This is a genomic window from Niveispirillum cyanobacteriorum, assembly GCF_002868735.1.
In the GTDB taxonomy this organism is placed as follows: Bacteria; Pseudomonadota; Alphaproteobacteria; order Azospirillales; family Azospirillaceae; genus Niveispirillum; species Niveispirillum cyanobacteriorum.
In genome coordinates this window covers 887,393-909,552 of the sequence record NZ_CP025613.1, presented here as the reverse complement: position 1 = coordinate 909,552, position 22,160 = coordinate 887,393, and the positions used below count along the sequence as shown (strand labels likewise).

Sequence of the window (22,160 nt, the reverse complement as noted above, 5' to 3'; positions counted from 1 at the left end):
CGTGTTCTTAGAGGTAACCAGTCGCACGCAGGCGTTCGAACGCGTCTTCGGCCTCATGGTCCATGGACCGGCCGGCGCGTTCGGGCGTGCGCGTGGTTTCCAGTTCGTCGATGATCTCGTCGATGGTGCTGGCATTGCTGTCCACCGGGAAGGTGATGCCAATCTCGCCCAGCGAGCGGAAACGCTTGCCATCCTTGGCGAAATAGAGCGGCACCAAGGGGATTTCCTCCCGCTTGATGTAACGCCAGACGTCAACCTCGGTCCAGGCCAGCAGCGGATGCACGCGGGTATGGGTGCCCGGGTGACGCTCAATCGTGTACTGGTCCCAGAATTCGGGCGGCTGGTGGGCGGCCTGCCAGGCACCATCCAGGCCGCGCGGGCTGAAGATGCGTTCCTTGGCGCGGGTGGCCTGTTCATCGCGGCGGATGCCGGTGATCAGCCCATCAAACTGATACTTCTCCAGTGCTGCGGCCAGACCTAGCGACTTGCGGGCGGCGATGCGCGTGCCGGGTGGCAGGGTCGGGTCCGTCATCTCGATGGGCGGGCATTCATCCTTGATCAGGTTGAGGCCCCATTCCTCGGCATAGCGGTTCCGGAACTCGTACGATTCCGGGAATTCCAAGCCGGTATCCAGGTGCGCCACGGGGAAGGGCAGTTCGCCCATAAAGGCCTTGCGGCACAGCCAGATCAGGACGTTGCTGTCCTTGCCCAGTGACCAGAGCAGACCCAGACGCTTCAGGCGCACGCGCGCCTCGCGCAGGATATAGATGCTCTGGGCTTCCAGTTGGTCGAGATGGTCGAGATGTTGATCGGTGCTGCTCATCAGGAGGCTCCCACCAGATTTGTTGCGGACGAAAGCGGCAGGTGGATCCCGCATTCCGTCTTTTCCTGACCGCGCCAGCGGCCGGCTCTAATGTCTTCGCCCGGTGCGACGCGGTCGGTACAGGGCATACAGCCCACGGAGAGGTAACCATCCTCTTCCAGCGGGTGACGCGGCAGACCGTGCCGGTCGAGATAGGATTCCACGTCGGCACGGGTATAGCCGGCCAAGGGGTTGATCTTGATCCGGCCATCCGCCGCTTCGAACAAGGGCAGTTCGATGCGGGTCGTGGCCTGATAACGCTTGCGCCCCGTGATCCATGCACTGAAGGGCGCCAGACCGGCATTCAGCACCTGCACCTTGCGGAAATCACAGCAGGCTGTGTTGCTGGTGCGCCAGAGCAGGCCATCCTTGTCGTTGGCCGCCTCCGCCTCGGTGGTGGGCGACAGCTCCCGCAGGCCGGTCAGGCCCAGCGTTTCAACAAGCTTGCGCTTGTAGCGCAGGGTTTCACCAAACAGCTTGCGCGTGTTCACGAACAGGATGGGCAGGTCGCGGTCGATCTGTGCCACCATATGCAGCAGGACGGCACTTTCCGTGCCGAAGGAGGAGACCAGTGCCAGCTGACCCTTGAACTCCGTCTCGATCAGGGGCTGGAGAAGTTCTACACCTTCCAGATGACCGTAACGGGCATTCAGGTCGCGGGCGCGGGCCTGAAGGTCGGTGATCATGCCGGGACCGTGCCTTTCAGGTGACGGCGCAGCAGGGAGACGCCTTCCTCCCGGCCCAAGGCCGGCTGGAACGCCACCGAGATTTCCTTCAGCGCATGCGCCCAGGCGGGGCCGACACGGTCGGCCGGGACCACCACCGTATCCACGCCCACGCGGGTCAGGAACAGGTACTGGTCGGGGATGATATGGCCGAAGGCGCGGATCTCGCCCTTATAATCGAACCGTTCCCGCAGCTCGCGTGCCGCAGAGAAGGCGCGGCCATCGCGGAATTTCGGGAATTCCAGGGCGACCAGCGATAGGGAACCCAGATCATCCGCGATTTCGGTGGCCAGCTGATTGGATTTCAGCCGCACGCCGACGGCATCGCGCCGGGCGGTCAGCGCGTCGCGTTCGGTGCGCCAGCGTTCCAGGGAGACGATGATCGCCCCCTCGGCGGGGATGTCCTGGTCATCGGCAAGGTCGGTCCAGCGGTCGTCGATGGGCAGACCACGATCAAGCACGGGCATAGAGAGCCTCCTTGAACGGGGCGTGGCCGGTACGGGCCAGCGTCTGAATGAAAATCTCGCCGGGCTGGCGCAGATTCACGAAGGTGTTCACCACGGTTTCGACCGCATCAATGATGCCGTCATAATCGAAGCCGGGGCCGACGATCTCGCCCAGGGCCGCATTGGTGCCGGCATCGCCGCCCAACAGGATCTGGAAGAACTCCTCGCCCTTCTTATCCACGCCCAGAATGCCGATATGGCCGACATGGTGGTGGCCACAGGCATTGATGCAGCCGCTGATCTTGATCTTCAGCTCACCCAGATCATGCTGCCGGTCCAGATCGGCGAACCGCTCGGCGATACGCTGCGCCACCGGGATGGCGCGGGTATTGGCCAGGGCGCAGTAATCCAGGCCGGGGCAGGCGATGATATCGCTGATCAACCCGGCATTGGCGGTGCCCAGGCCAGCAGCGTCCAGCGCCTTCCACAGCGGGTAAAGATCATCCTTGCGCACATGGGCCAAAACCAGATTCTGCTCATGCGTCACGCGCACTTCGCCAAAGCTATACAGGTCGGCCAGATCGGCGACGGTTTCCAGCTGGGAGGATTCCGCATCACCCGGAATGCCGCCGATGGGCTTCAAGGAGATGGTGGCGATGGCGTAACCGCGTGTCTTGTGTTCGGTCAGGTTGGTGCGGGTCCAGCGGGCAAAGGCCGGGTCGGCAGCCTTGGCGGCCTCGAAGCTGTCCGACACGGCCGGCAGATCGACCCAGGGCGGCGGGGCGAAATGGGTCTGGATCGCGTCCACGATGGCGGGATCGACATGGAATTTCTGCCGCGGCAGGCGGGCATATTCCTCTTCGATCAGGCCGATGAACTTGTCGGCCCCCATCTCATTCACGGTGATCTTGATGCGCGCCTTATAGATATTGTCGCGCCGGCCCAGCTGGTTATAGACGCGCAGGATCGCTTCCAGATAGCCGATGATCTCTTCCACCGGCACGAAGTCGCGCGCCTTGACGGCCAGATAGGGGGTGCGACCCTGGCCACCGCCGACATAGACGGTGAAGCCAACGCGGCCCGTAACCTCATCCTTTTTGGCGATCAGGCCGATATCATGCACCTGCACGGCGGCGCGGTCGTTTGGGCTGCCCGTGATGGCGATCTTGAACTTGCGCGGCAGATAGGTGAATTCCGGGTGCATGGTGGACCATTGCCGCAGGATCTCGGCATAGACGCGGGGGTCCACCAGCTCATCCGCCGCGGCACCACAGAACTGATCCGTCGTCACGTTGCGGATGCAGTTACCGCTGGTCTGGATGGCATGCATGTCCACTTCGGCCAGTTCGCGCAGGATGGTGGGCACATCCTCCAGCTTGGGCCAGTTGAACTGGATGTTCTGGCGCGTCGTGAAATGGCCGTAGCCTTTGTCATAGACGCGCGCGATGCGGGCCAGACGCCGGACCTGGGTCGATGACAGCATGCCGTAGGGAACGGCCACGCGCAGCATGTAGGCGTGAAGCTGAAGGTAGAGGCCGTTCATCAGCCGGATGGGCTTGAACTCCTCCTCCGTAATCTCACCCTTCAGGCGGCGTTCGACCTGGGCGCGGAACTGTTCCACACGCTCGAAGATGAAGGTCTTGTCGAACTCGTCATAGCGATAGACGGCGGCATGCGCGTCGGCCGGCTGATTGCTGCGGAGGGCGGGGCTGTGCGTATCAGGCATGGGGGTTTGGCCTGTCATCTCTGTTTTGTAATCGGGGTCAGGCGGCGGGCTGGCGGGCCTGCTTGCCCAGGTCGCGGCGGACGGTGGGGCCGATGCCCTTCAGACGCTCACGCAGGTGAGTGGGGCGGGTGCCGGCCTCGGTGATCTCCACATCCAGCGGGTAGACATCGACCACGATCTGGCGCTTCTCCTCGGCCTTGGCGAAGGAGAGCGCTTCGGCAATGGCATCGGCCCCGTCAAACACGGCGGCCTGGGCCACGTCCTCAACCCATATGTTGCCGGTGCCCAGCCATACGGCCTCTCCGTCCAGAAGACGGCTGGCGGCGACGGATTGCTGGGTTCCCTTGGCTTTGACCAACATCTCTACGGTCTTCCCTGTCTCAAACGGCTTCGCGCAGGTGATCGGGCACCAGCGTGGTGATAAGGGCGGGGTCGGCCAAACGGACAACATCGCCGATGATGATGATCGCCGGCCCCACCAGCCCGTGCGCCGCCGCCAGCGGTGCCAGGGTGGCAAGGGTGCCCGTGATCAGCTTCTGATCCGGCCGCGTGCCCTTTTCGATCAGGGCGGCGGGGGTGTCGGCCGGCATGCCGGCCTCGGTCAGGCGGCGAGCAATGGTCTCCGCCGCCGACAGGCCCATATAGACCACCAGCGTGTGGCGCAGGCGGGCCAACGCCTGCCAGTCCAGATCAGGCTCCCCATCCTTGCCATGGCCCGTCACGAAGGTGACGCCGGCGGCATGATCGCGGTGGGTGACGGGGATGGCGGTAGAGGCACCGCAGCCCAGGGCCGCCGTGATACCGGGGACGATCTCCACCGGGATGTTGGCGAAGCGCAGGGCCTGCATCTCTTCGCCACCACGCCCGAACAGGAACGGGTCGCCGCCCTTCAGGCGGACCACGCGGTGGCCAGCCTTGGCCTCTGCCACCAGAAGCTGGTTGATGGCTTCCTGGCTCATCGTGTGGTGGGACTTGGACTTGCCGACATAGATGCGGCGGGCGTCGCGGCGGACATAGTCCATGATCCGCTCATCCACCAGCTTGTCATGCACGACCACGTCGGCATCCTGCAGAACGCGTAGCGCGCGCAGGGTCAAAAGGTCCGGGTCGCCGGGCCCGGCGCCGACCAGGGCGACGGTGCCAGTTCGGGCCTGTCCGTAGTCGGGGTTGTTGACCGCGGCCAGCAGGGCCTCGCGCGCCGACTGCTCGCGGCCTGCCAGGAAGTCACGGGCCACGGGGCCGTCGATCACCGCTTCCCAGAAGCGGCGGCGGGCGGTTTCATTCTCCCGCGTGGCCTTTACGGCAGTGCGGAAACTGTCCAGCAGGGTGGTCAGACGGCCCAGGCCGGGTTCCAGCGCTGCTTCCAGCCGCTCACGCAGACGCCGGACCAGCACAGGGCTGGCCCCACCCGACGAGATGGCGATGGTGATCGGCTCCCGGTCGATGATGGCCGGCATGATGAAGCTGGACAAGGCCGGCTTGTCCGGGACATTGACCAGGATGCCCGCCTTGTTGGCGGCATCGGCCACGGCGCGGTCAACCTCTTCCACATCGGTGGCGGCGAAGATGATACGGTGATCTTCCACATCATCTGGTGTGAAATCCCGCAGGACCACCTTGTCGGCCAGTTTGGCGAGGTCAGGATGGATTTCCCCGGCGATGATGGTCAGGCGGCAACCGGCCTTGGCCACCAGCCGCGCCTTGCGCAGAGCCAGTTCGCCGCCGCCCACCACCAGAACCTTCTGCCCTTCCAAAGGCAATGACACCGGAAATCCACGCAAAGCCATCGCTCAGCTCCACACCTACCGCACCTGCGGAATGAGGGAGATTTGATCCCGTTTTTACGGCGTGTCGAGGTGAAATATTATTTCTCCAATATTCCTAGGTTAAATATAGGGATTAAATCTCGAGAAAAATTTTGATATTTATCAATGGCATGAGTGGATAGGTAAAGTAGGTGTTAAAGGCACTTATCGGGGGTGTACACGGCAGCCATGCGCCGATGGGGCGCTTGGGTGTGAAATACCCGGTTGAACGCGCAGCCTATGTACATTAGCTGTCGTGGCAATGCGGAATCATGGCCGGGACTCTGTTGCCGGTCGCCTGTGACGAAGGAAGTTGGATATGAGCGCGTTCATCGAAAGCAAGGTGCTGTCCGTCCATCACTGGACAGACACGCTGTTCAGCTTCACCTGCGAACGCGAGCCCGCCTTTCGTTTTGAAAACGGCCATTTCGTGATGATCGGCCTGACGGTGGATGGCAAGCCGCTGACCCGCGCCTATTCCATCGTCTCGCCCAACTATGCCGAACATCTTGAGTTCCTGTCGATCAAGGTGCCCAACGGCCCCCTGACCAGCCGGTTGCAGCATATTCAGGTGGGTGACACGGTCATCCATGGCCGGAAGTCGGTGGGCACGCTGGTGACCAGCTCCCTCGTCCCGGCCAAGAACCTGTACATGTTCTCCACCGGCACGGGCCTGGCCCCGTTCATGAGCATCATCCGCGACCCGGAAGTCTATGCCAAGTATGACCGCCTGATCCTGACCCATACCTGCCGTACCGTGGGTGAACTGGCCTATCACGACTACATCACCAACGACCTGCCGAACGACGAGTTCCTGGGCGAGGATGTGGCCGCCAAGCTGACCTATTACCCCACGGTGACGCGCGAGCCGTTCCGCAACCAGGGCCGCATCACCGACCTGATCCGCAGCCACAAGCTGTTTGAGGATATCAAGGCCGCCCCGCTGGACCCCGCCAACGACGTCGCCATGATCTGCGGCGGGCCGGACGTTCTGGCCGAGACGGTGGAACTGCTGAAGGAACGCGGCTTCACGGAAGGGGCCGGGCATACGCCGGGCAATTACGTGATCGAAAAGGCGTTTGTGGAAAGGTGAGCAAAGCCGGGGCGCCCATGGGTGCCCCGGTTTGGTTTTGGGTCCTTCAATCCGGCCTCACGTCCCGACGGAATATCGTGGTGCGATTCTCTGCGAAGGCTGGAAGGATGACTTTTTCCCGCCAGCTACGGTCAAAACCTGGAAGATTCTCCAGGTACAGCATCAGCTTCTCGAAGCCAGGCATTTCCTCATGGGCGGTCCAAGTCAGCTGATGATCTGATGAGATGAAGACTATATCGCAGCATACAAGATCGACCGTGAATAGGTCGATCTTGTAGCCGACAATGGTTGTGATGCTGTCATAGTCAATAAATAATTCTATTTTTTTGCCCGACCCGGCAATCTTGAAACTGCGATCAGAAGATACAATCTGCATCGCAGTAGCCCTTAAATATCCGCGCCCTGATCCTTGTAGTCTGCCGCGAACACATGGTCCATGACGCGGGCGGGGTTGGAGCAGCCGGCTTCGCCCACGATCTTGGCGGGTACGCCGGCCACCGTCACGGCGCGGGGCACGTCGCGCAGGACGACAGAGCCGGCGGCGACGCGGGCGCAGTCGCCGACATGGATATTGCCCAGTACCTTGGCATTGGCACCCAGCAGCACGCCCGACCCGATCTTGGGATGGCGGTCGCCATCATCCTTGCCATTGCCGCCCAGGTTCACCCCGTGCAGCATGGAGACATTGTCGCCGACCACGGCGGTTTCACCCACCACCACGCCGGTGGCATGGTCGATCATCACGCCGCGCCCGAAACGGGCATTGGGGTGGATATCGACGCCGAACACCACCGAAGACCGGCTTTGCAGGTACAAAGCCATGTCGCGGCGGCCCAGATGCCAGAGGCGGTGGGCCATGCGGTGGGTTTCCAGAGCCTGGAAGCCCTTGAAATACAAAACCGGCTCAATATGGCGGTGGCAGGCGGGGTCGCGGTCCAGCACGGCTGCGACATCGGCGCGGAAATCCTGACCCATCTCCGGCTCGGCGTTCAGCGCATCGGTGAAGGCCTGCACCAGCAGCTCACCCTGCACATCCTGATGCGCCAGGCGGGTGGCGATGCGGTGGATGATGGCCATTTCCAGCGAGGGCTGGTTCAGGATGGCGCCATAAAACAGGGCGGCCAGCAGCGGTTCATCCGCCACGGCCTGCGCCGCCTCATTCCGCAGGGCGGCCCAGATGGGATCCAGATTGGCAAGGGCCTGAGGGACGGGGGCGACGCGCGCAGACATGGGCTGCCTCGGAACAAAGGGCAATTCTTAACGGCTATTTGATCATAGCAGGGGGGCGTGGCAAGGGTGATTGTGGGGCGTTTGCGGCATGGGTGGTACGCTGGGCTGCGCGCGGGAGTGGTCGACAGGCGGCGTCGGGGCGTGCATCATCCTGTTTTCCAAAAGAAATTCCGGGGGGCGTGATGGGGGATGAGGTGATGCGGTCCAGCGATGGCTGTCCCATCGAACCGGCGGTGCGGACCATCGCCATGCCGGCCGATACCAACCCGGCGGGCGATATCTTCGGCGGCTGGTTGATGGCCCAGATGGATCTGGCCGCCGGCAATGCCGCCGCACGGCGGGCGCGTGGACGCTGCGCCACGGTCGCCGTTGACGGCATGGTCTTTCACCGGCCTGTATCGGTGGGGGACGAGGTCAGCCTTTACGCCATCATTGAGCATATTGGCCGCACATCGATGAAAATTCATGTCGAGGCCTGGCGCCGGTCGCGCTTTGACGAGGCGCGGTTCAAGGTGACCGAGGCCCTGTTCACCTTTGTCGCCATCGACGAAAATGGCCGCCCCCGCGCCATCCCGCCGGCCGATACCCAGGAGTAGAGCCATGACCCTGCCGACCAGCAGCCCGGTTGAGCTGATCATCGTTCCCAAAAGCCATGATGTGGGCGGGTTTGAGGTGCGCCGCGCCCTGCCCAGCGCCAAGCGCCGCATGGTCGGCCCCTTCATCTTCTGGGACCAGATGGGACCGGGTTACTTCCCCGCCGGCACCGGCCTGGATGTGCGTCCGCACCCGCATATCGGCCTGTCCACCGTCACCTATCTGACGGAGGGCGAGATCATGCACCGCGACAGCGTTGGCAGCGTGCAGGCCATTCGGCCCGGCGCCATCAACTGGATGACCGCTGGCAAGGGCATTGTGCATTCCGAACGGACCGAGGCGGGTCTGCGAGCCAACGGCAACCATCTGGCCGGTATCCAAAGCTGGATCGCCCTGCCGCAGCGGTTTGAGGAGATCGAGCCGGGGTTCAGCCATTATCCAGCCGAGGGCCTGCCCATCATCAGCGACCATGGCGTCTGGATGCGCCTGATCGCGGGGGAGCTGTTCGGGGAGGCGTCGCCCGTCCGCACCCTGTCTGAGACCATCTATATGGAGATGTTACTGGATGCCGGGGCCAAGGTGGAAATCCCGGCCAGCCATCCGGAACGTGCGCTCTACCTGTTCGATGGGCGGATCAATATCGCCGGTGATGTGTTTACCGCAGAGGGCGGGCAGGGGCAGTTGCTGGTCCTGCGTGAGGGCGATGCCCTGACGGTCCATGCCGAGTGTAACACCCGGCTGCTGCTGCTGGGTGGGGAGCCGATGGATGGCCCGCGCTATATCTATTGGAACTTCGTCTCCTCCTCCAAGGAACGGATCGAGGATGCGAAATCCGACTGGCGCAATGGTAGGTTCCCAACGGTGCCTGGGGAGACAGAGTTTATTCCGTTACCGGAATGATAATTGATTTGGTATCGAAATGACTGAACCATTGCGTATCCTGGGCAAGGCTTCCTCCATCAATGTCCGCAAGGTTCTGTGGACCTGCCGGGAGGTTGGGCGGGATTTCGTGAGGGAGGATTGGGGCAGCGGCTTCCAGCCCGTGGATACCGACGCCTTCCGCGCCATGAACCCCAATGCGCAGGTGCCGGTGGTACAGGTCGCCGATGGCTATCTGTGGGAGAGCAACAGCATCTGCCGCTTTCTGGCGGGAGAGGCGGGCAACGCTGACCTGCTGCCCGTGGCGCCGTTGGCGCGGGCGCGGGTGGAAATGTGGATGGACTGGCAGGCCACCGAACTGAACCCCGCCTGGCGTTATGCCTTCATGGCGCTGGTCCGCAAGAGCCCGGCCTTTGCCGATCCCGATGCGATTGCGGCAGGCGTGTCCGGATGGAACCGGCAGATGGGCATTCTGGAGGGGCAGTTGGCGAAGACCGGCGCCTATGTGGCAGGGGCGGGCTTTACGCTGGCCGATATTGTTCTGGGTCTGTCCACCAACCGCTGGAAGATGACGCCGATGGAGCGGCCGCATCTGCCAGCGGTAGAGGATTGGTGGGCGCGGCTGCGCGAGCGGTCAGGTTTTCGGGAGTTCGGGGCGAACGGCATCCCGTAAGCCGGTCATTCCCGATGCCAGTCCCGGTCCAGCCGGCGCGACGCCAGGAAGAACAGGATGGCGGCCAGGGCGTAGAAGCTGAGGCAGTAGAGGATGGAGTAGCGCAGGCTTTCATCGCCATAGCCGGCGCGCAGAATGTCCGACAGCTTACCCAGGAACCAGGTGCCGAAGCCGATCCCGATCAGATTATTGATGAACAGGAAGATGGCCGACGCCGTGGCGCGCATGTTGGCGGGCACCAGATGCTGTACCGCCGACAGGGTCGGCCCCAGCCACATCAGGGCCAGCGCCTGCGGCACCACAAAGAGGAAGAACATCAGCACGGGCGAGCCGGTATTCACGGCCCCGAAGAAGAAGGGCAGCGAGATCAGGAAGGCCGTGGCGGGGACGCGCGCATAGTTCGCCTTGTTCCCGGCCCCCAGCCGGTCGCCCAGCGACCCGCCCAGCCACACCCCGATCAGCCCACCGATAAAGACGATGGCCGAGAAGAACAGGCTGCGGTCGACCAGCGACATGTCGTGGCTGCGCTGGAAAAACGAAGGCAGCCAAAAGGCCAGCCCATAGCCCATGACGGAGGAGAAGGAGGCGCCGAAGGCCAGCAGCCAGAAGGAAAGCTTGCCTGACAGGGTGGACAGAACGTCTTTCAGGCTGGCCGCTTGCGGCTTGGCCTGGGCCGCGTCAAGGCCGCCGCGCGCCGGTTCCTTCACCGTCAGCTTCAGCAGCGGGGCCAGCGCCAGACCGGCGAGGCCGCAGATGATGAAGGCCCAACGCCAGCCGATCTGATGCGCGATCAAGCCGCCGAACAGGATGCCCAGCGACATGCCGATGGGGATGCCGAAACTATAGGCCGCCAGGGCGCGGGCCCGTTCCTTGGGCGGGAAATAGTCGGCGATCAGGGAATAGGCAGGCGCCACGCCCCCCGCCTCGCCCACACCGACGCCAAGCCGGCACAGGAACAATTGCCAGAAGCTGGTGGCGGCACCGCACAGGGCGGTAAAACCGCTCCACACTGCCAGCGAGACGGTGATGATCCAGGTCCGGCTGAACCGGTCGGCCAGCATGGCGATGGGCACGCCCATGGCTGTGTAGAACAGGGCAAAGGCCCAGCCGCCCAGCCATCCCAGATCGCTGTCGGTAAGGTTCAGTTCGGCTTTGATCGACGGCGCCAGGATGCCCAGGATCTGCCGGTCGATGAAATTGAAGATATAGACCAGGATCAGGACGACCAGCACATAGGTGCGATAGGCATTGCCGCCTTGGCGGCCCGTGGTCGCGTCGCTGTTCATCACGATCCCTTATGAGAGGTGTGGGTAAAGAAGGGCCGCGTCCCCCGGAGGAGGCGCGGCACCAGTCAGGGAGATAGTCACATGAAAAACCGCCCAAAGGCGAGAGGGGTGGTGCCGTGGCACCACCCCGCCATCACTTAGAACCGGTACTCGACCGTGGCGGTCACGGTGCGGGGGGCGCCGTAATAGCCGATGATGCTGTCACCAAACAGGGCGCCGGGGAAGTTGTAGCCGCCGACGCGGTACTTCTTGTTGCCCAGGTTCTTGCCATGCAGGCCCACCGACCAATTGTCGCTGGCAGCGGTCCAGACGGCGGACAGGTCATAGAGCGTATAGCCATCCTGATCCAGCAGCGCGTTGCGGAATTCGAACAGGGAGAAGGCGCTGCGGTGGGCGGCATTACCGGTCAGGGTCAGGGTGCCGCCTTCGCCCATGTCGTGGACATAGGTCAGGCCGAAATTCGCCGTCCATTTCGGCGTGTTCTGGAACACGGCCGTGTTGGCGATATTCTCGTACACGCGGCTGGTCAGGTTGTAGCGCAGGAACTTGTTGAATTCTGCATCGATGTAACCGATGGCGAAATTGGCCGTCAGTTCATCGGTGATGGCCAGTAGACCCTCGGCTTCCAGACCCTTGATGGTGGAGGAGCCGACATTGTCCACAAAGCTGACGACGGTGGCGCCCGACGGCACCTGGGTCGTCACCTGCTGGCCCTTATAGTCGGAATAGAAGGCGGCCAGGTTCAAGGTGGCGCGGCCATCCAGGAAGCGGGACTTTGACCCGACCTCGTACGTGTCCACCAGTTCGGGATCATAGCCGTTGGCCGTGTCCGGCGTGGAGATCACGTCGCCGCGCATGTCGAAGCCGCCCGACTTGAAGCCCCGGCCATAGGAGGCATAGAGCGTGAAGTCGCGGGTCGGTTCATAGGTCAGGCTGACGCGGGGCGTGAATTCGTCGAAGGTGCGCTGGTTGGTGTAGTTGGAGCGGATCAGCGTCGGGTTGCGCGCCGCACCGCCGAACAGCGGGCTGGTCAGGCCTGCATAGTTCACGCGGTAGACGGTGCCCGTCTTCTTGTCCGAGGTATAGCGCGCGCCGACCGAGGCCTTGACCTGATCGGTCAGTTCATAGGTGAAGTCGGCGAAGGCCGCATAGGACTTGGTATCGACCGAACCGGAGGTCAGCGTGGTCAGGTTGGCCAGCGCCAGGATCGTGTCGAACGCACCCTCAGCATGGGCATCCATGTAGTAAAGGCCGGCAACGCCCTTCAGGCGGTCGCCTTCGTACACCAGCTGCAGTTCCTCGCTGAACTGGTCATCCTCGTAATAGGCGGGGATGTCGAGGATTTTGGCGGGCAGATTGTCGAAGTCGATAACAGTGTCGGAGCGGCCATCGCGATAGGCGGTGATGGACTTCACCATGACGCTGTCGTTGACGTTATACTCGATGGTGCCGGACACGCCCTGGTTCTTGACCTTCTGCTTGCCCGTCAGGCCGGCGCGCGTGTCATAGACACTGTCCAGGACCGGGACGGTCGGGGTGGCGAACAGGCGGGCGCCATGGCGGGGATTGCTGTCATCCACCGTCTTGTCGGCGGCGACGCGGATGAACAGATCCTCGTTCGGCTTGAATTCCACCGACAGGCGGCCGGCGGACACGTCCTTGTCGTAATGTTCCTGGCCCGTGGTCAGGTTCTTGCCGTAACCGTCGCGGCGATACAGGGCGACAGCACCCGACACGCCCACATTCTCCGTCACCGGCGCGGAACCGGACAGGATCAGGTCGGTCTGCTTGTAGGAACCGACCTGCACCTTGGCCTTCATGTGCGGCTCGTCATCGATGCGCTTGGTCACATACTTGACGGCACCGCCGATGGTGTTGCGGCCATAGAGCGTACCCTGGGGACCGCGCAGAACCTCGATCCGCTCGATGTCGAAAATATCCAGCACAGCACCCTGCGGGCGCGCCACGTAGACATCGTCGACATAAAGGCCAACGCCCGGCTCGAAGCCCCAGAGCGGGTCCTGCTGACCCACGCCGCGGATGAAGGCGATCAGCGTGGAGTTGGAACCACGGGCCACCTGCATGGTCAGGTTGGGCGTGGTCTTGGTCAGCGAGGTGATGTCTTGCGTGCCGGCATTTTCCAGCTGTTCGGCGGTGAAGGCCGAGATGGAGACGGGCACGTCCTGCAGGCTTTCCGCACGGCGGCGGGCCGTCACGACGATCTCTCCCAGAATGCTTTCGCTGGCCGTTTCCTGGGCCGGGGCCTGCTGCGCCAGGGCGGGCAGGGTGGCCAGACTGGTCAGGGCCGTGCCGGCGCAGAGCAGGGCGGTGATGGAGGATTTACCGAACGACGTCTTCATGGTTCTCCCTTTCATTCTCATTGAGCGCCGGCGGGTTCATCCCGCCCGGCACCGGTTGCTTCCGCACCACCCGCCGGGGGCAGGGTGGCGGCGAAACGGGTCAGCGTGCTGTTGAACAGGTCGGGTTCTTCCAGATGCGGGGCATGGCCCGACCGGTCGAACCCGATGGTGACGGCATGGGCCAGCAGTGACGCCAGCGCCTGGGCCGTATCCTGGGAATAAAGCCGCGACAATTTTCCATGCGTCACCAGGACGGGCACGGAAATGCCGGGCAGCAGGGGGCGGAAATCCTGCGCCGTCAGCGAGGTCCAGAGCCGGGCCATGGAAACGGGGTCGCTGTCCGCCACCTCCGTCTCTGCCCAGCGGCGCAGGATGGCCTGTTCCACATCAAGGCCTTCCGCGAAAATACGGGCGGCGACGCGGGGGCCGACGGCGGCCCAGTTGGCGACCATGGCGGCCTGGGTCTGCCGCGCCGATTTGGCCACCGAACTGCCGCGAAGCCCTAAGTCCCAGCCATCGCCATTGATGACGCGGGGTGCCATGTCGATGGAGATCATGCCGGCCACACGCGACGACAGCCCATCCAGCAGGGCGCGCCACAGCACCATGGCCCCCATCGACCAGCCCACGACCAGCAGGTCGTTCAGGTCCAGATGGTCGGCCAGTTCCACGATGTCGCGGGCCAGAAGATCGATGGAGAGATCACCAACCGCGGCCCGCGAGCGGCCATGGCCGCGCAGATCGACGCTGATGATGCGGAAGCTTTGCGACAGGCCTTCGACCTGGGGACGGAAGAAGCCGGCATGCGTGGCCCAGCCATGGACCAGCAGCAGCGGACGCCCCTGCCCCACATCATCATAGGCGATTCTCGCCTGATCGCTGGTGACCAGATACGGCATGCGCCGGTCTACCCCTCTTGAAGCTTCCATCCCGTGCCGGTGTTCGTTATCCCGCCCTGGACCGATTGCGCTGGTCGTGGAAGGCTGGGGTTGATGGAGATTGATGGGTCAATCTTCCGTCCGGCTTGCCCCCATGCTTGCGGCAAATCGAAACCTGAGTCAATATTCAAGTTGCAGCCAGGGAGGAAATCATGGGCGGCGAAGAGACGGCAACGTCCAAGGCCCCGCGCACCGAAAGGGGCAAGCGGACATTGCGCAAGCTGCTGGACGCGGCGGCGGCCGAGTTCGGGGAGCGCGGGTATCACGAGGCGTCGATCAGCGGGATCACGCAGCGGGCCGGCGCGGCGCTGGGGACCTTCTACACATATTTCGACAGCAAGGAGCAGGTGTTCCGCGCCCTGGTCGATGATATGGGCCACCTGACCCGCCAGCATATTGCTGAGCGGGTGCCGGGCAATGTCGACCGTCTGACGGCGGAGCGGCTGGGCCTGGAAGCGTTCATCGATTTCGTGCGCGAGCACAAGGATCTGTACCGCATCGTCATGGAGGCGCAGTTCGTCGCCGAGGATGCCTATCTGAATTATTACAAGGTCTTCGCCGCTGCCTATACCCGCAACCTGGCCCAGGCCGCCGAAAAGGGCGAGATCAGGCCGGGGCATGAGGAGGAGCGCGCCTGGGCCCTGATCGGGATGAGTGTGTTCCTGGGCATGCGCTATGCCGTGTGGAGCAGCGACAAGACGGCCAAGGAAGTGGCCGATGCGGCGGCGGAGCTGATCACCTTTGGCCTGTCGCCGCTGGCGCGCGGCGGGGGTGGCGCATGATCCCCTGTATCTTCGACATTACCGCCAAGCGGGCCGAACTGGCCGGCAGCGACATTGCCATGGAGGAGGTGGCGACGGGCCGCACCGTGACCTACGCGGCGCTGGACGAGCGCGCGGCACGGGCGGCGGGTCTGCTGCTGTCGCTGGGCGTTGGCGAAGGGGACCGCGTCGCCATCCTGTGCCGCAACCGCATCGAGTTTTTCGAGATGCTGTTCGCCTGCGCCAAGATGGGGGCCATCCTGGTGCCGCTGAACTGGCGCATGCCGGCTGCGGAAATCCGACCCCTGCTGGCCGACAGTGCCCCACGCGTGCTGTTCTTTGGCGATGAGGATGCGGGTGTGGCGGCGGACCTGTCCGGCGATGTGCCCCTACGGGTTGGGCTGGATACCGATTACGCGGAGCGGCGGGACGCGACACCGGCCCATGCCGGGCGGCGGCTCTGGCCGGCCGATGGCATCTGGTACCTGCTGTACACGTCCGGCACGACGGGCACGCCCAAGGCCGTGATCTATACCTTCACCATGGCCATGGTGAACTATATCAACATCTCACAGCCCATTGGCCTGACGGCGCGCGATACGACCTTGAATTTCCTGCCGCTTTTCCATACGGCGGGCATCAATCTGCACACGCTGCCGACCCTGATCATCGGCGGGCGGGTGCTGATCATGCCGGGGTTTGACGTCGATGTGATGCTGGATCTGGTGGCGGCAGGGCGGGTGGACGCGATTTTCGGCGTGCCCGCCATCTATCAGATGTTGTCGCTGCATCCGCGTTTCGCGTCGGTGGATTTGACAAGGCTGCGGTCCTGGGGGTGTGGTGGGGCGCCGCTGTCGGACCAACTGGTGCAGCGTTTCCTGGAACGCGGCGTGCGCGTGTGTAACGGCATGGGCATGACGGAGACGGGGCCCACCGCCTTCATCATGGATCCCAACCGGGTGGCCGAAAAAATCGGGTCGGTGGGCAAGCCACAGGTCCTGGCCGGCGTGCGCATCGTGGGGCCAGACGGGGTGGATGTGACGCCGGGCGAGGCGGGCGAACTGTGGTTCGGCGGGCCGGGCATTACGCCCGGATACTGGAACCGGCCTGATGCGACGGCGGCCGCCTTCTCCGCCGATGGCTGGCTGAAATCCGGCGATCTGGCCCGCTGCGACGCGGATGGGTTCTATTACATCGTCGGGCGCATCAAGGAGATGTTCATTTCCGGCGGGGAGAATGTCTATCCGGCGGAGGTGGAGAATGTGCTGTCGCAGCACCCCGCCATCCTGGAAGCCGCCGTCGTGGGCGTGCCGGACGAGAAATGGGGAGAGGTCGGGTGCGCCCATATCCTGCCCCGCCCTGGCCAGACAATACCGCCGGCGGACGAGCTGACCCTTTTCTGCCGCGAAAGGCTGGCGCCCTTCAAGGTGCCGAAAAGCTTTGTCGCGGTCACCGACTTCCCACGCACGGCGGCGGGGAAGGTGCAGAAACATCGTCTCCAGCATTGATTGAGGTTCCATGCCCCCTACCCATATCAGCATCGACCGCAGCCTGACGCAGGCGGAGTTCGACCTGTTCGCTCGCCTGTCGGGTGATGATAACCCCATCCATGTCGATCCCGATTTCTCGTCGCGTACCCGGTTCGGGCGGACGGTGGCGCATGGCTTGTTCCTGTGCTCCATCCTGCGCGGGCTGGCGGGGCAGGTGCGGCCAGGTGCGCGGCAATTGTCCAAGGATGTGCGCTTTCCGGCCCCCACATATACGGGGGAAATGATGCGTTTTACCGCCGAATTGGTGGGGGAGGCCGATGGGATCGCGCAGGTGGCCGTGAAGGCGCAGCGGGTGGCGGATGGTGTGGTCACCTGTGAGGGTGTGTTTGAGATGGGAGCGGCGGCATGATCCGGTTGGGCGATGAAGCCATCGTGAAACGGGCCTTCACGGCGCAGGATGTGGCCGATTACCGGGCGCTGGGCGGGGCGGGAATGCCAGAGGGGGAGGTGCCGGAACCGCTGGTCGGGGCCTTGTTCTCCTACCTGCTGGGCGTCAAGGTGCCGGGGCCAGGGACCAATTACCTGAAACAGCAGACACGGTTCCTGAAGCCCGTGCCGCTGGGTGGGGAGTTGACAGCGCGGGTGGCCGTGACGCGCATCCGGACGGATAAGCATCTGGTCGACCTGGAAACCACCTGTCATGGGCCGGGCGGGGTGCTGCTGGCCGAGGGGCGAGCGCTGGTCTATGTGGAGGATGTGGCCGACAAGGGGTGGTGAGGGCTTGTTCGCGCTCCCTCAAACGGCGGGCACCGCCATCCGGCGGCTGGGCTTACGCCGCATGTGCGGCGCGGCGGCAGTCGCCGCCGACACCATGGGTCAAGGTTTTGACCCATGGTGTCACTCCCGATACCCCGGCGACACCCGGTCCAGCTTGCGCAGCAATGCAGGCCAGATCAGGTGGTTGGCGGCGGGTGCCACGGCCATGCGACCCAGCGCCATGTTCTTGTCGATCACGCCTTGTTCGGTGTCATAAAGCGGGCGGCCCGCCATGGACAGGGTGCGCACCTGCATGGTGCAGGCCCGTTCCAGGAAATACATGCGGGTGAACGCCTCCGCTACCGTCGCGCCCACGGTCAGGGTGCCGTGATTGCGCAGCAGCATGGTGGATTTGGTGCCCAGGTCCGTCTGCAGGCGCGGCTTTTCGGCGTGGTCCAGGGCCACCCCTTCATAATCATGATAGGCAAGATCGGCCAGGACCAGTTGTGCCGTCTGGTTCAGGGGCAGCAGCCCCTGGGCCAGGGTGGCGACGGCGGTGCCGTCGGGCGTGTGCAGGTGCATGACGCAGCCGGCATCATCCCGCACCTCATGCACCGCCGAATGGATGGTGAAGCCGGCGGGGTTCACGGGATAGGGGCTGTCATCCAGCTTGTTCCCGGCCATGTCGATGCGGACCAGGGAGGAGGCGGTGATCTCCTCAAACAGCAGGCCGTAGGGATTGATCAGGAAGTGATGGTCGGGGCCGGGCAGGCGGGCGGAGATATGGGTGAAGACCAGATCGTCCCAGCCGTAAAGGGCGGTCAGCCGATAGGCCGCCGCGAGATCACGGCGGATCGCTGCCTCATCCTTAACCGCCGCATCGCCACCGCCGGCCCCGGCAATCGCCATATTCTGCGTCATCGCACCCTCACTCATTCAAACGCTTGTTTGGATGGAGTGTAGCGATATTGCCGCGACTTGTCTTTACCCCAGCACGCGGTACCAGGCCTTGAAGGCGTTGGTGTAGAAGCCGGGGTTGAACAGGGTCCAGGCGCCCAGGCTGGGCGGCAGGGTAAAGGCTTTGGCGGCGTCTTCCACGGCCAAGCCCGCCCGATGGGCCCGCCGCGCCGCCGCCTCCACCGCGTCCAGGACGCCCTTGTAACCCGACAGATCGGCGGCGATGGACAAAGGGCCGTGGCCGGGAACGATGGTGGCGGTGTGGTCGGAGAGCAGGGCCGTGACGGCCGTGGACAATTTCAGCGGGTCGGCATCGACATAGTTGGGGAAGATACCGTTCCACAGCAGATCGCCGCCGAAAATCACGCGCGGATCATCCAGTTCCACCGTCACGTCGCTGTCGGTATGGCCGGTGCGGGCGATCAGACGCACGGTACGCCCGCCCAGATCCAGCTTCGCCTCCCCCTCCGGCAGGACCAGGGTGGGTAACAGGATGGGCGGCGCCTTGGGGAAGGGGCTGCCTTCTGCCGGTCTGGCTAGGGCGTTGCGTTCGGCGGAAAGCGCCCCGGTGCGCGCCGTCATCAGCAGCTCCGGCCCGTCGGCGCCCTGCCGGAAACCGGCCAGACCGCCGACATGGTCCAGATGGTAATGGGTGGCGACGACATGGGTGGGGCGGCGGCCGGTCAGGGCCAGCGCCTGATCCGACAGCCATTGACCGCCGGCGGGGGTGAAGAACCCTTCGACCACCAGTACAGCATCCCGGCCCGCGATGATGCCGCCATTGGACAGGGTGGTGCGATCGCCGCGCGCCCCATCGGCACCGAACGGCGTGCTGACCACCGCCCAGACGCCATCGGCGATCTTCTCAATCCGGGCGAAGGGGGTGGTGGTGACGGGATCGGCAAGGGTGCGGGCCTGTGCCTGCCGGGCCTGTGTGGTGCCGGCGGCGAGCGCCACGGCAACCCAGGCACCGCAGCCGAAAGCATGACCGAAGAAACCCCGCCGGTTGCAATCGCACGAGTTCATTTTGCTCCCTCAGACGCCGGGCCGCCGGTCGGCGGCCTGCAGCGGCGCGACGCAAACTTTCACGCCGCTACTGTCTGCATTGGACCGGAAGCATGATGTGGGTGCAAGGCCCGAAACGGACAGGGGGCGGACGTTTGCTAAACCTTGATTGTCAGGTCGATCTGGGCGCCGGCATCCAGTTGATAGGGCCCCCAGATGGTGCTGCTGCTGACGGTGCCGCTGCTGTCGGTGGCGTCCAGGCGGATGGACCATTGGCCGGGTGTCAGGGCAAAGCCACCATCGGTGGGAAAACGGCCCTTTTCCTGAAGAAAGAAGGCGCGCCAGCCGGTGGGGTCACGGCCCACGCTGGGGCCGGCGACGGTGCCCAGTGAATGGCTGGTGCCCGCGCTGTCGATGCCAACGACGGTGACGCAGGCAATGTCGCACTTGGCCGATTTCGGCATGGGCACTACCGAGACAAAGGCCATGGTCGGCGGCGGCGCATTGTCATCCTTCAGGTTCAGATTGCTGCGAACCCCCATGCGCTGCAGGATGCGGTTGATGCCGCCGCTGCCGCCGGCCAGGACCAGGGCCGTCACCAGTTTCGACACGATGCCGATGCCGTCCTGATCACCGCCATAGGCCTTGATCAAGGTTGCCACCACGTCCAGGCCGAATTCATGCACGATGGCGCCGGCGAACAGAAAGCTGACAATGGGCTTCACCGCCGACCGGTCAAAGGTCTCCCGGAACGGCTTCCAGTCGAAAATCAGGGCCAGGGCCTGTTCCAGGATCACCGCGATCATCGCCAGCTTGGTCAGGGCCGCGACGGAGGCGTCGTAGATATTGCTGCCGCCCGCCATGGTGGCGACCTGCGGCACCGCTGCTGCCCCGGTGGCGGCCCCGCTGCTATCCACCTGCGCCATGGCCCCCGCCACCGGCAGCGCCAACGCCATCCCCACCACACAAGCCCGCCACAGCCAAATCCGCGACATGACCTTCCCCCACGGTGTTAAGCCCTTATGGCTATAACTGATAACCGTATGGGGTGGATCGAGCAATCAATGTGTGCACGCGGAAGCTGTTTTGGTCAGATCACGTAACGGCGTCCTTCGCCTGGAACCGTTCGTCCCGCCAGACGTCGCGCGCCATGATGTCGGTCAGGATATCCACCGCATCGGCCACGTCGGTGTAACGCAAGTACAGCGGGGAGAAGCCGAAGCGCAGCGTGTCGGGCGCGCGGAAATCGCCGATCACGCCAGCCTCGATCAAGGCCTTCATGATGGGATAGCCATGGGGATGGGCGAGCGCCACATGACCGCCGCGTTGATGCCCGTCACGCGGGCTGTCCAGGCGGAACATGTCCACACCCAGCTTTTCCTCCACCTGGGCGATGAACAGGTCACCCATGGTTCGCGCCTTGGCCCAGGCCAGATGCTTGTCGGCGCGGACGGCCAGATCGATGCCGGGTTCGGCGGCCTGCATGGAAATGATGGCCTGCGTACCGGTCAGCATGCGTCCGATACCCTCGGCGGGGCGATAATCGCGGTCAAAGGCGAAGGGGGCGGCATGGCCCCACCAGCCGGACAGCGGTTGCTGCATGGCGGCGTGATGACGCTTGGCCGCGAAGATGAAGGCCGGGCTGCCCGGCCCGCCATTCAGGTATTTGTAGGTGCAGCCGACCGCGAAATCGGCCTGGGCTGCGTGCAGGTCCACCGGGATGGCGCCGGCGGAATGGCACAGGTCCCAGACGGTCAGGGCACCGACCGCATGGGCCTTGGCCGTGATCGCCGCCATGTCCAGGACATGGGCACTCTTGTAATGGACATGGGTCAGCGCGACGACGGCGACATCGTCGGTGATGGCATCCAGGATGCCATCCTTTTCCACAAAGCGGATGTCATGGCCCTGGCCCAGAAAGGCGGCCAGCCCCTGCACCATGTAATTGTTGGTGGGGAAGTTGCTGCCTTCCATCACAATGACACGGCGGTCGGGGCGCAGGGCGCAGGCGGCTGCCACGGCCTTGAACTGGTTCAGGCCGGTGGCGTCGGTCACCACCATCTCGCCCGCATCCGCCCCCAGCAACTGCGCCAGCCGGTCGCCCAACTTATAGGGTGCCGCAAACCAGCCGGCCGTATTCCAGGACCGGATCAGGCCAACGCCCCATTCCTGTGTCGCCGCCTCTGCCGCGCGCACCGCCGCCTTGGTCGGCATCGGGCCCAGTGAGTTGCCGTTCAGATAGATCACACCCGGCGGCAGGGTGAATTCGGAACGAAACCCTGCCAGCGGGTCGTTACGGTCCAAGGCTTCGATCTCGGCGCGTGTCGGCATGGGCCGGCCTCCCATCTATGATTGTTGTATCTGAAACAGTATCGAAGGGGTGGCGTCAAGCGGTGTGGTGTCGGCATGCAGCGGTATGGATGAATGCTGATCGAGGCTCTTGCCTGGGGTCGATCAGGCATAAATGGACTGGCTGCTATATCCAGAAGGTTAGGTTGAGGAATCCCTGACCTTTCGCGCGGTTGTATATTGGCGGAATGGCATAGCTAATAGCTAGGTATAGACCAAAAGACA

Annotated in this window: 23 protein-coding genes; 8 read left to right on the top strand and 15 right to left on the bottom strand. The window is 63.9% G+C overall.

Features of this window, described 5'->3' with window-relative positions; all coding sequences use genetic code 11:
* Nucleotides 1-7: 7 nt before the first annotated feature.
* Genes cysD through cysG form a run of 6 tightly spaced genes read right to left on the bottom strand, consistent with a single transcriptional unit; the run spans nt 8 to nt 5,546 of the window.
* Nucleotides 8-823 carry a sulfate adenylyltransferase subunit CysD gene (gene cysD, locus C0V82_RS24725; protein ID WP_102115058.1) on the bottom strand — a complete coding sequence of 272 codons (816 nt, stop codon included), beginning with the start codon at nt 821-823 and terminating at the stop codon, nt 8-10.
* Nucleotides 823-1,548, bottom strand: coding sequence for a phosphoadenylyl-sulfate reductase (locus tag C0V82_RS24720; protein WP_102115057.1), 726 nt, complete (start codon nt 1,546-1,548; stop codon nt 823-825). The genes cysD and C0V82_RS24720 overlap by 1 nt, the downstream gene beginning before the upstream one ends.
* On the bottom strand, nt 1,545-2,054 hold the full coding sequence (locus C0V82_RS24715; RefSeq protein ID WP_102115056.1) for a DUF934 domain-containing protein: 510 nt from the start codon (nt 2,052-2,054) through the stop codon (nt 1,545-1,547). The genes C0V82_RS24720 and C0V82_RS24715 overlap by 4 nt, the downstream gene beginning before the upstream one ends.
* Nucleotides 2,041-3,759: a nitrite/sulfite reductase gene (locus C0V82_RS24710; RefSeq protein ID WP_102115055.1), complete on the bottom strand. Its 1,719-nt coding sequence runs from the start codon at nt 3,757-3,759 to the stop codon at nt 2,041-2,043. The genes C0V82_RS24715 and C0V82_RS24710 overlap by 14 nt, the downstream gene beginning before the upstream one ends.
* 37 nt (nt 3,760-3,796) lie before the next feature.
* Complete coding sequence (locus C0V82_RS24705) at nt 3,797-4,120, bottom strand: DUF2849 domain-containing protein (RefSeq protein ID WP_158660187.1); 324 nt, start codon at nt 4,118-4,120, stop codon at nt 3,797-3,799.
* Between the two features lie 19 nt (nt 4,121-4,139).
* Nucleotides 4,140-5,546 (bottom strand): siroheme synthase CysG, encoded by a 1,407-nt coding sequence (gene cysG, locus C0V82_RS24700; RefSeq protein WP_188595035.1) that lies wholly within the window; start codon nt 5,544-5,546, stop codon nt 4,140-4,142.
* 337 nt (nt 5,547-5,883) lie between these two features.
* Here cysG and C0V82_RS24695 point away from each other — a divergent pair, with 337 nt between their 5' ends.
* Nucleotides 5,884-6,657 carry a ferredoxin--NADP reductase gene (locus C0V82_RS24695; protein ID WP_102115053.1) on the top strand — a complete coding sequence of 258 codons (774 nt, stop codon included), beginning with the start codon at nt 5,884-5,886 and terminating at the stop codon, nt 6,655-6,657.
* A 46-nt stretch (nt 6,658-6,703) separates the two neighbouring features.
* On the opposite strand, the gene C0V82_RS24690 is transcribed toward C0V82_RS24695, so the two are convergent.
* Together C0V82_RS24690 and cysE are read right to left on the bottom strand one after the other, a co-directional pair.
* Complete coding sequence (locus C0V82_RS24690; RefSeq protein WP_102115052.1) at nt 6,704-7,033, bottom strand: hypothetical protein; 330 nt, start codon at nt 7,031-7,033, stop codon at nt 6,704-6,706.
* Nucleotides 7,034-7,044: 11 nt separating this feature from the next.
* A complete protein-coding gene (gene cysE, locus C0V82_RS24685) occupies nt 7,045-7,887 on the bottom strand; it encodes a serine O-acetyltransferase (RefSeq protein ID WP_102115051.1) in 843 nt (280 codons plus the stop codon).
* 197 nt (nt 7,888-8,084) lie between these two features.
* Between cysE and C0V82_RS24680 the strand changes: the two genes are divergently transcribed.
* From C0V82_RS24680 to C0V82_RS24670, 3 genes are read left to right on the top strand one after another with little or no spacing between them, the layout of a single operon-like run.
* Nucleotides 8,085-8,483 carry an acyl-CoA thioesterase gene (locus tag C0V82_RS24680; protein WP_054168429.1) on the top strand — a complete coding sequence of 133 codons (399 nt, stop codon included), beginning with the start codon at nt 8,085-8,087 and terminating at the stop codon, nt 8,481-8,483.
* A 4-nt stretch (nt 8,484-8,487) separates the two neighbouring features.
* Nucleotides 8,488-9,381 (top strand): pirin family protein, encoded by an 894-nt coding sequence (locus C0V82_RS24675; RefSeq protein ID WP_102115050.1) that lies wholly within the window; start codon nt 8,488-8,490, stop codon nt 9,379-9,381.
* Between the two features lie 19 nt (nt 9,382-9,400).
* Nucleotides 9,401-10,033: a glutathione S-transferase gene (locus tag C0V82_RS24670; RefSeq protein WP_102115049.1), complete on the top strand. Its 633-nt coding sequence runs from the start codon at nt 9,401-9,403 to the stop codon at nt 10,031-10,033.
* Nucleotides 10,034-10,038: 5 nt separating this feature from the next.
* Here the strand turns inward: C0V82_RS24670 and C0V82_RS24665 are convergent, their stop codons facing one another.
* From C0V82_RS24665 to C0V82_RS24655, 3 genes are all read right to left on the bottom strand, one after another.
* Nucleotides 10,039-11,319, bottom strand: coding sequence for a spinster family MFS transporter (locus tag C0V82_RS24665; RefSeq protein ID WP_102115048.1), 1,281 nt, complete (start codon nt 11,317-11,319; stop codon nt 10,039-10,041).
* Between the two features lie 137 nt (nt 11,320-11,456).
* Nucleotides 11,457-13,679, bottom strand: coding sequence for a TonB-dependent receptor (locus tag C0V82_RS24660; RefSeq protein ID WP_102115047.1), 2,223 nt, complete (start codon nt 13,677-13,679; stop codon nt 11,457-11,459).
* A 17-nt stretch (nt 13,680-13,696) separates the two neighbouring features.
* A complete protein-coding gene (locus tag C0V82_RS24655) occupies nt 13,697-14,578 on the bottom strand; it encodes an alpha/beta fold hydrolase (RefSeq protein WP_158660186.1) in 882 nt (293 codons plus the stop codon).
* A gap of 191 nt (nt 14,579-14,769) precedes the next feature.
* Between C0V82_RS24655 and C0V82_RS24650 the strand changes: the two genes are divergently transcribed.
* The 4 genes from C0V82_RS24650 to C0V82_RS24635 are packed head-to-tail and all read left to right on the top strand — an operon-like array spanning nt 14,770 to nt 17,645.
* A complete protein-coding gene (locus tag C0V82_RS24650; protein ID WP_102115045.1) occupies nt 14,770-15,399 on the top strand; it encodes a TetR/AcrR family transcriptional regulator in 630 nt (209 codons plus the stop codon).
* The gene (locus tag C0V82_RS24645; protein ID WP_102115044.1) at nt 15,396-16,886 is read left to right on the top strand and encodes a class I adenylate-forming enzyme family protein; all 1,491 of its coding nucleotides are present in this window, start codon (nt 15,396-15,398) and stop codon (nt 16,884-16,886) included. Before C0V82_RS24650 ends, C0V82_RS24645 begins: the two co-directional genes overlap by 4 nt.
* A gap of 10 nt (nt 16,887-16,896) precedes the next feature.
* Nucleotides 16,897-17,277, top strand: a complete 381-nt coding sequence (locus C0V82_RS24640; RefSeq protein ID WP_102115043.1) for a MaoC family dehydratase — start codon at nt 16,897-16,899, stop codon at nt 17,275-17,277.
* Nucleotides 17,274-17,645: a hotdog family protein gene (locus C0V82_RS24635; RefSeq protein ID WP_102115042.1), complete on the top strand. Its 372-nt coding sequence runs from the start codon at nt 17,274-17,276 to the stop codon at nt 17,643-17,645. Before C0V82_RS24640 ends, C0V82_RS24635 begins: the two co-directional genes overlap by 4 nt.
* A 120-nt stretch (nt 17,646-17,765) precedes the next feature.
* Here the strand turns inward: C0V82_RS24635 and C0V82_RS24630 are convergent, their stop codons facing one another.
* The 4 genes from C0V82_RS24630 to kynU all read right to left on the bottom strand — a co-directional run bounded on the left by C0V82_RS24630 (nt 17,766) and on the right by kynU (nt 21,917).
* Nucleotides 17,766-18,533 carry a class II aldolase/adducin family protein gene (locus C0V82_RS24630; RefSeq protein WP_102115199.1) on the bottom strand — a complete coding sequence of 256 codons (768 nt, stop codon included), beginning with the start codon at nt 18,531-18,533 and terminating at the stop codon, nt 17,766-17,768.
* Nucleotides 18,534-18,608: 75 nt separating this feature from the next.
* The gene (locus C0V82_RS24625) at nt 18,609-19,607 is read right to left on the bottom strand and encodes an MBL fold metallo-hydrolase (protein ID WP_102115041.1); all 999 of its coding nucleotides are present in this window, start codon (nt 19,605-19,607) and stop codon (nt 18,609-18,611) included.
* A 137-nt stretch (nt 19,608-19,744) separates the two neighbouring features.
* Nucleotides 19,745-20,581, bottom strand: coding sequence for a hypothetical protein (locus tag C0V82_RS24620; protein ID WP_158660185.1), 837 nt, complete (start codon nt 20,579-20,581; stop codon nt 19,745-19,747).
* A 100-nt stretch (nt 20,582-20,681) separates the two neighbouring features.
* Nucleotides 20,682-21,917, bottom strand: a complete 1,236-nt coding sequence (gene kynU, locus C0V82_RS24615; RefSeq protein WP_102115039.1) for a kynureninase — start codon at nt 21,915-21,917, stop codon at nt 20,682-20,684.
* Nucleotides 21,918-22,160: the final 243 nt, after the last annotated feature.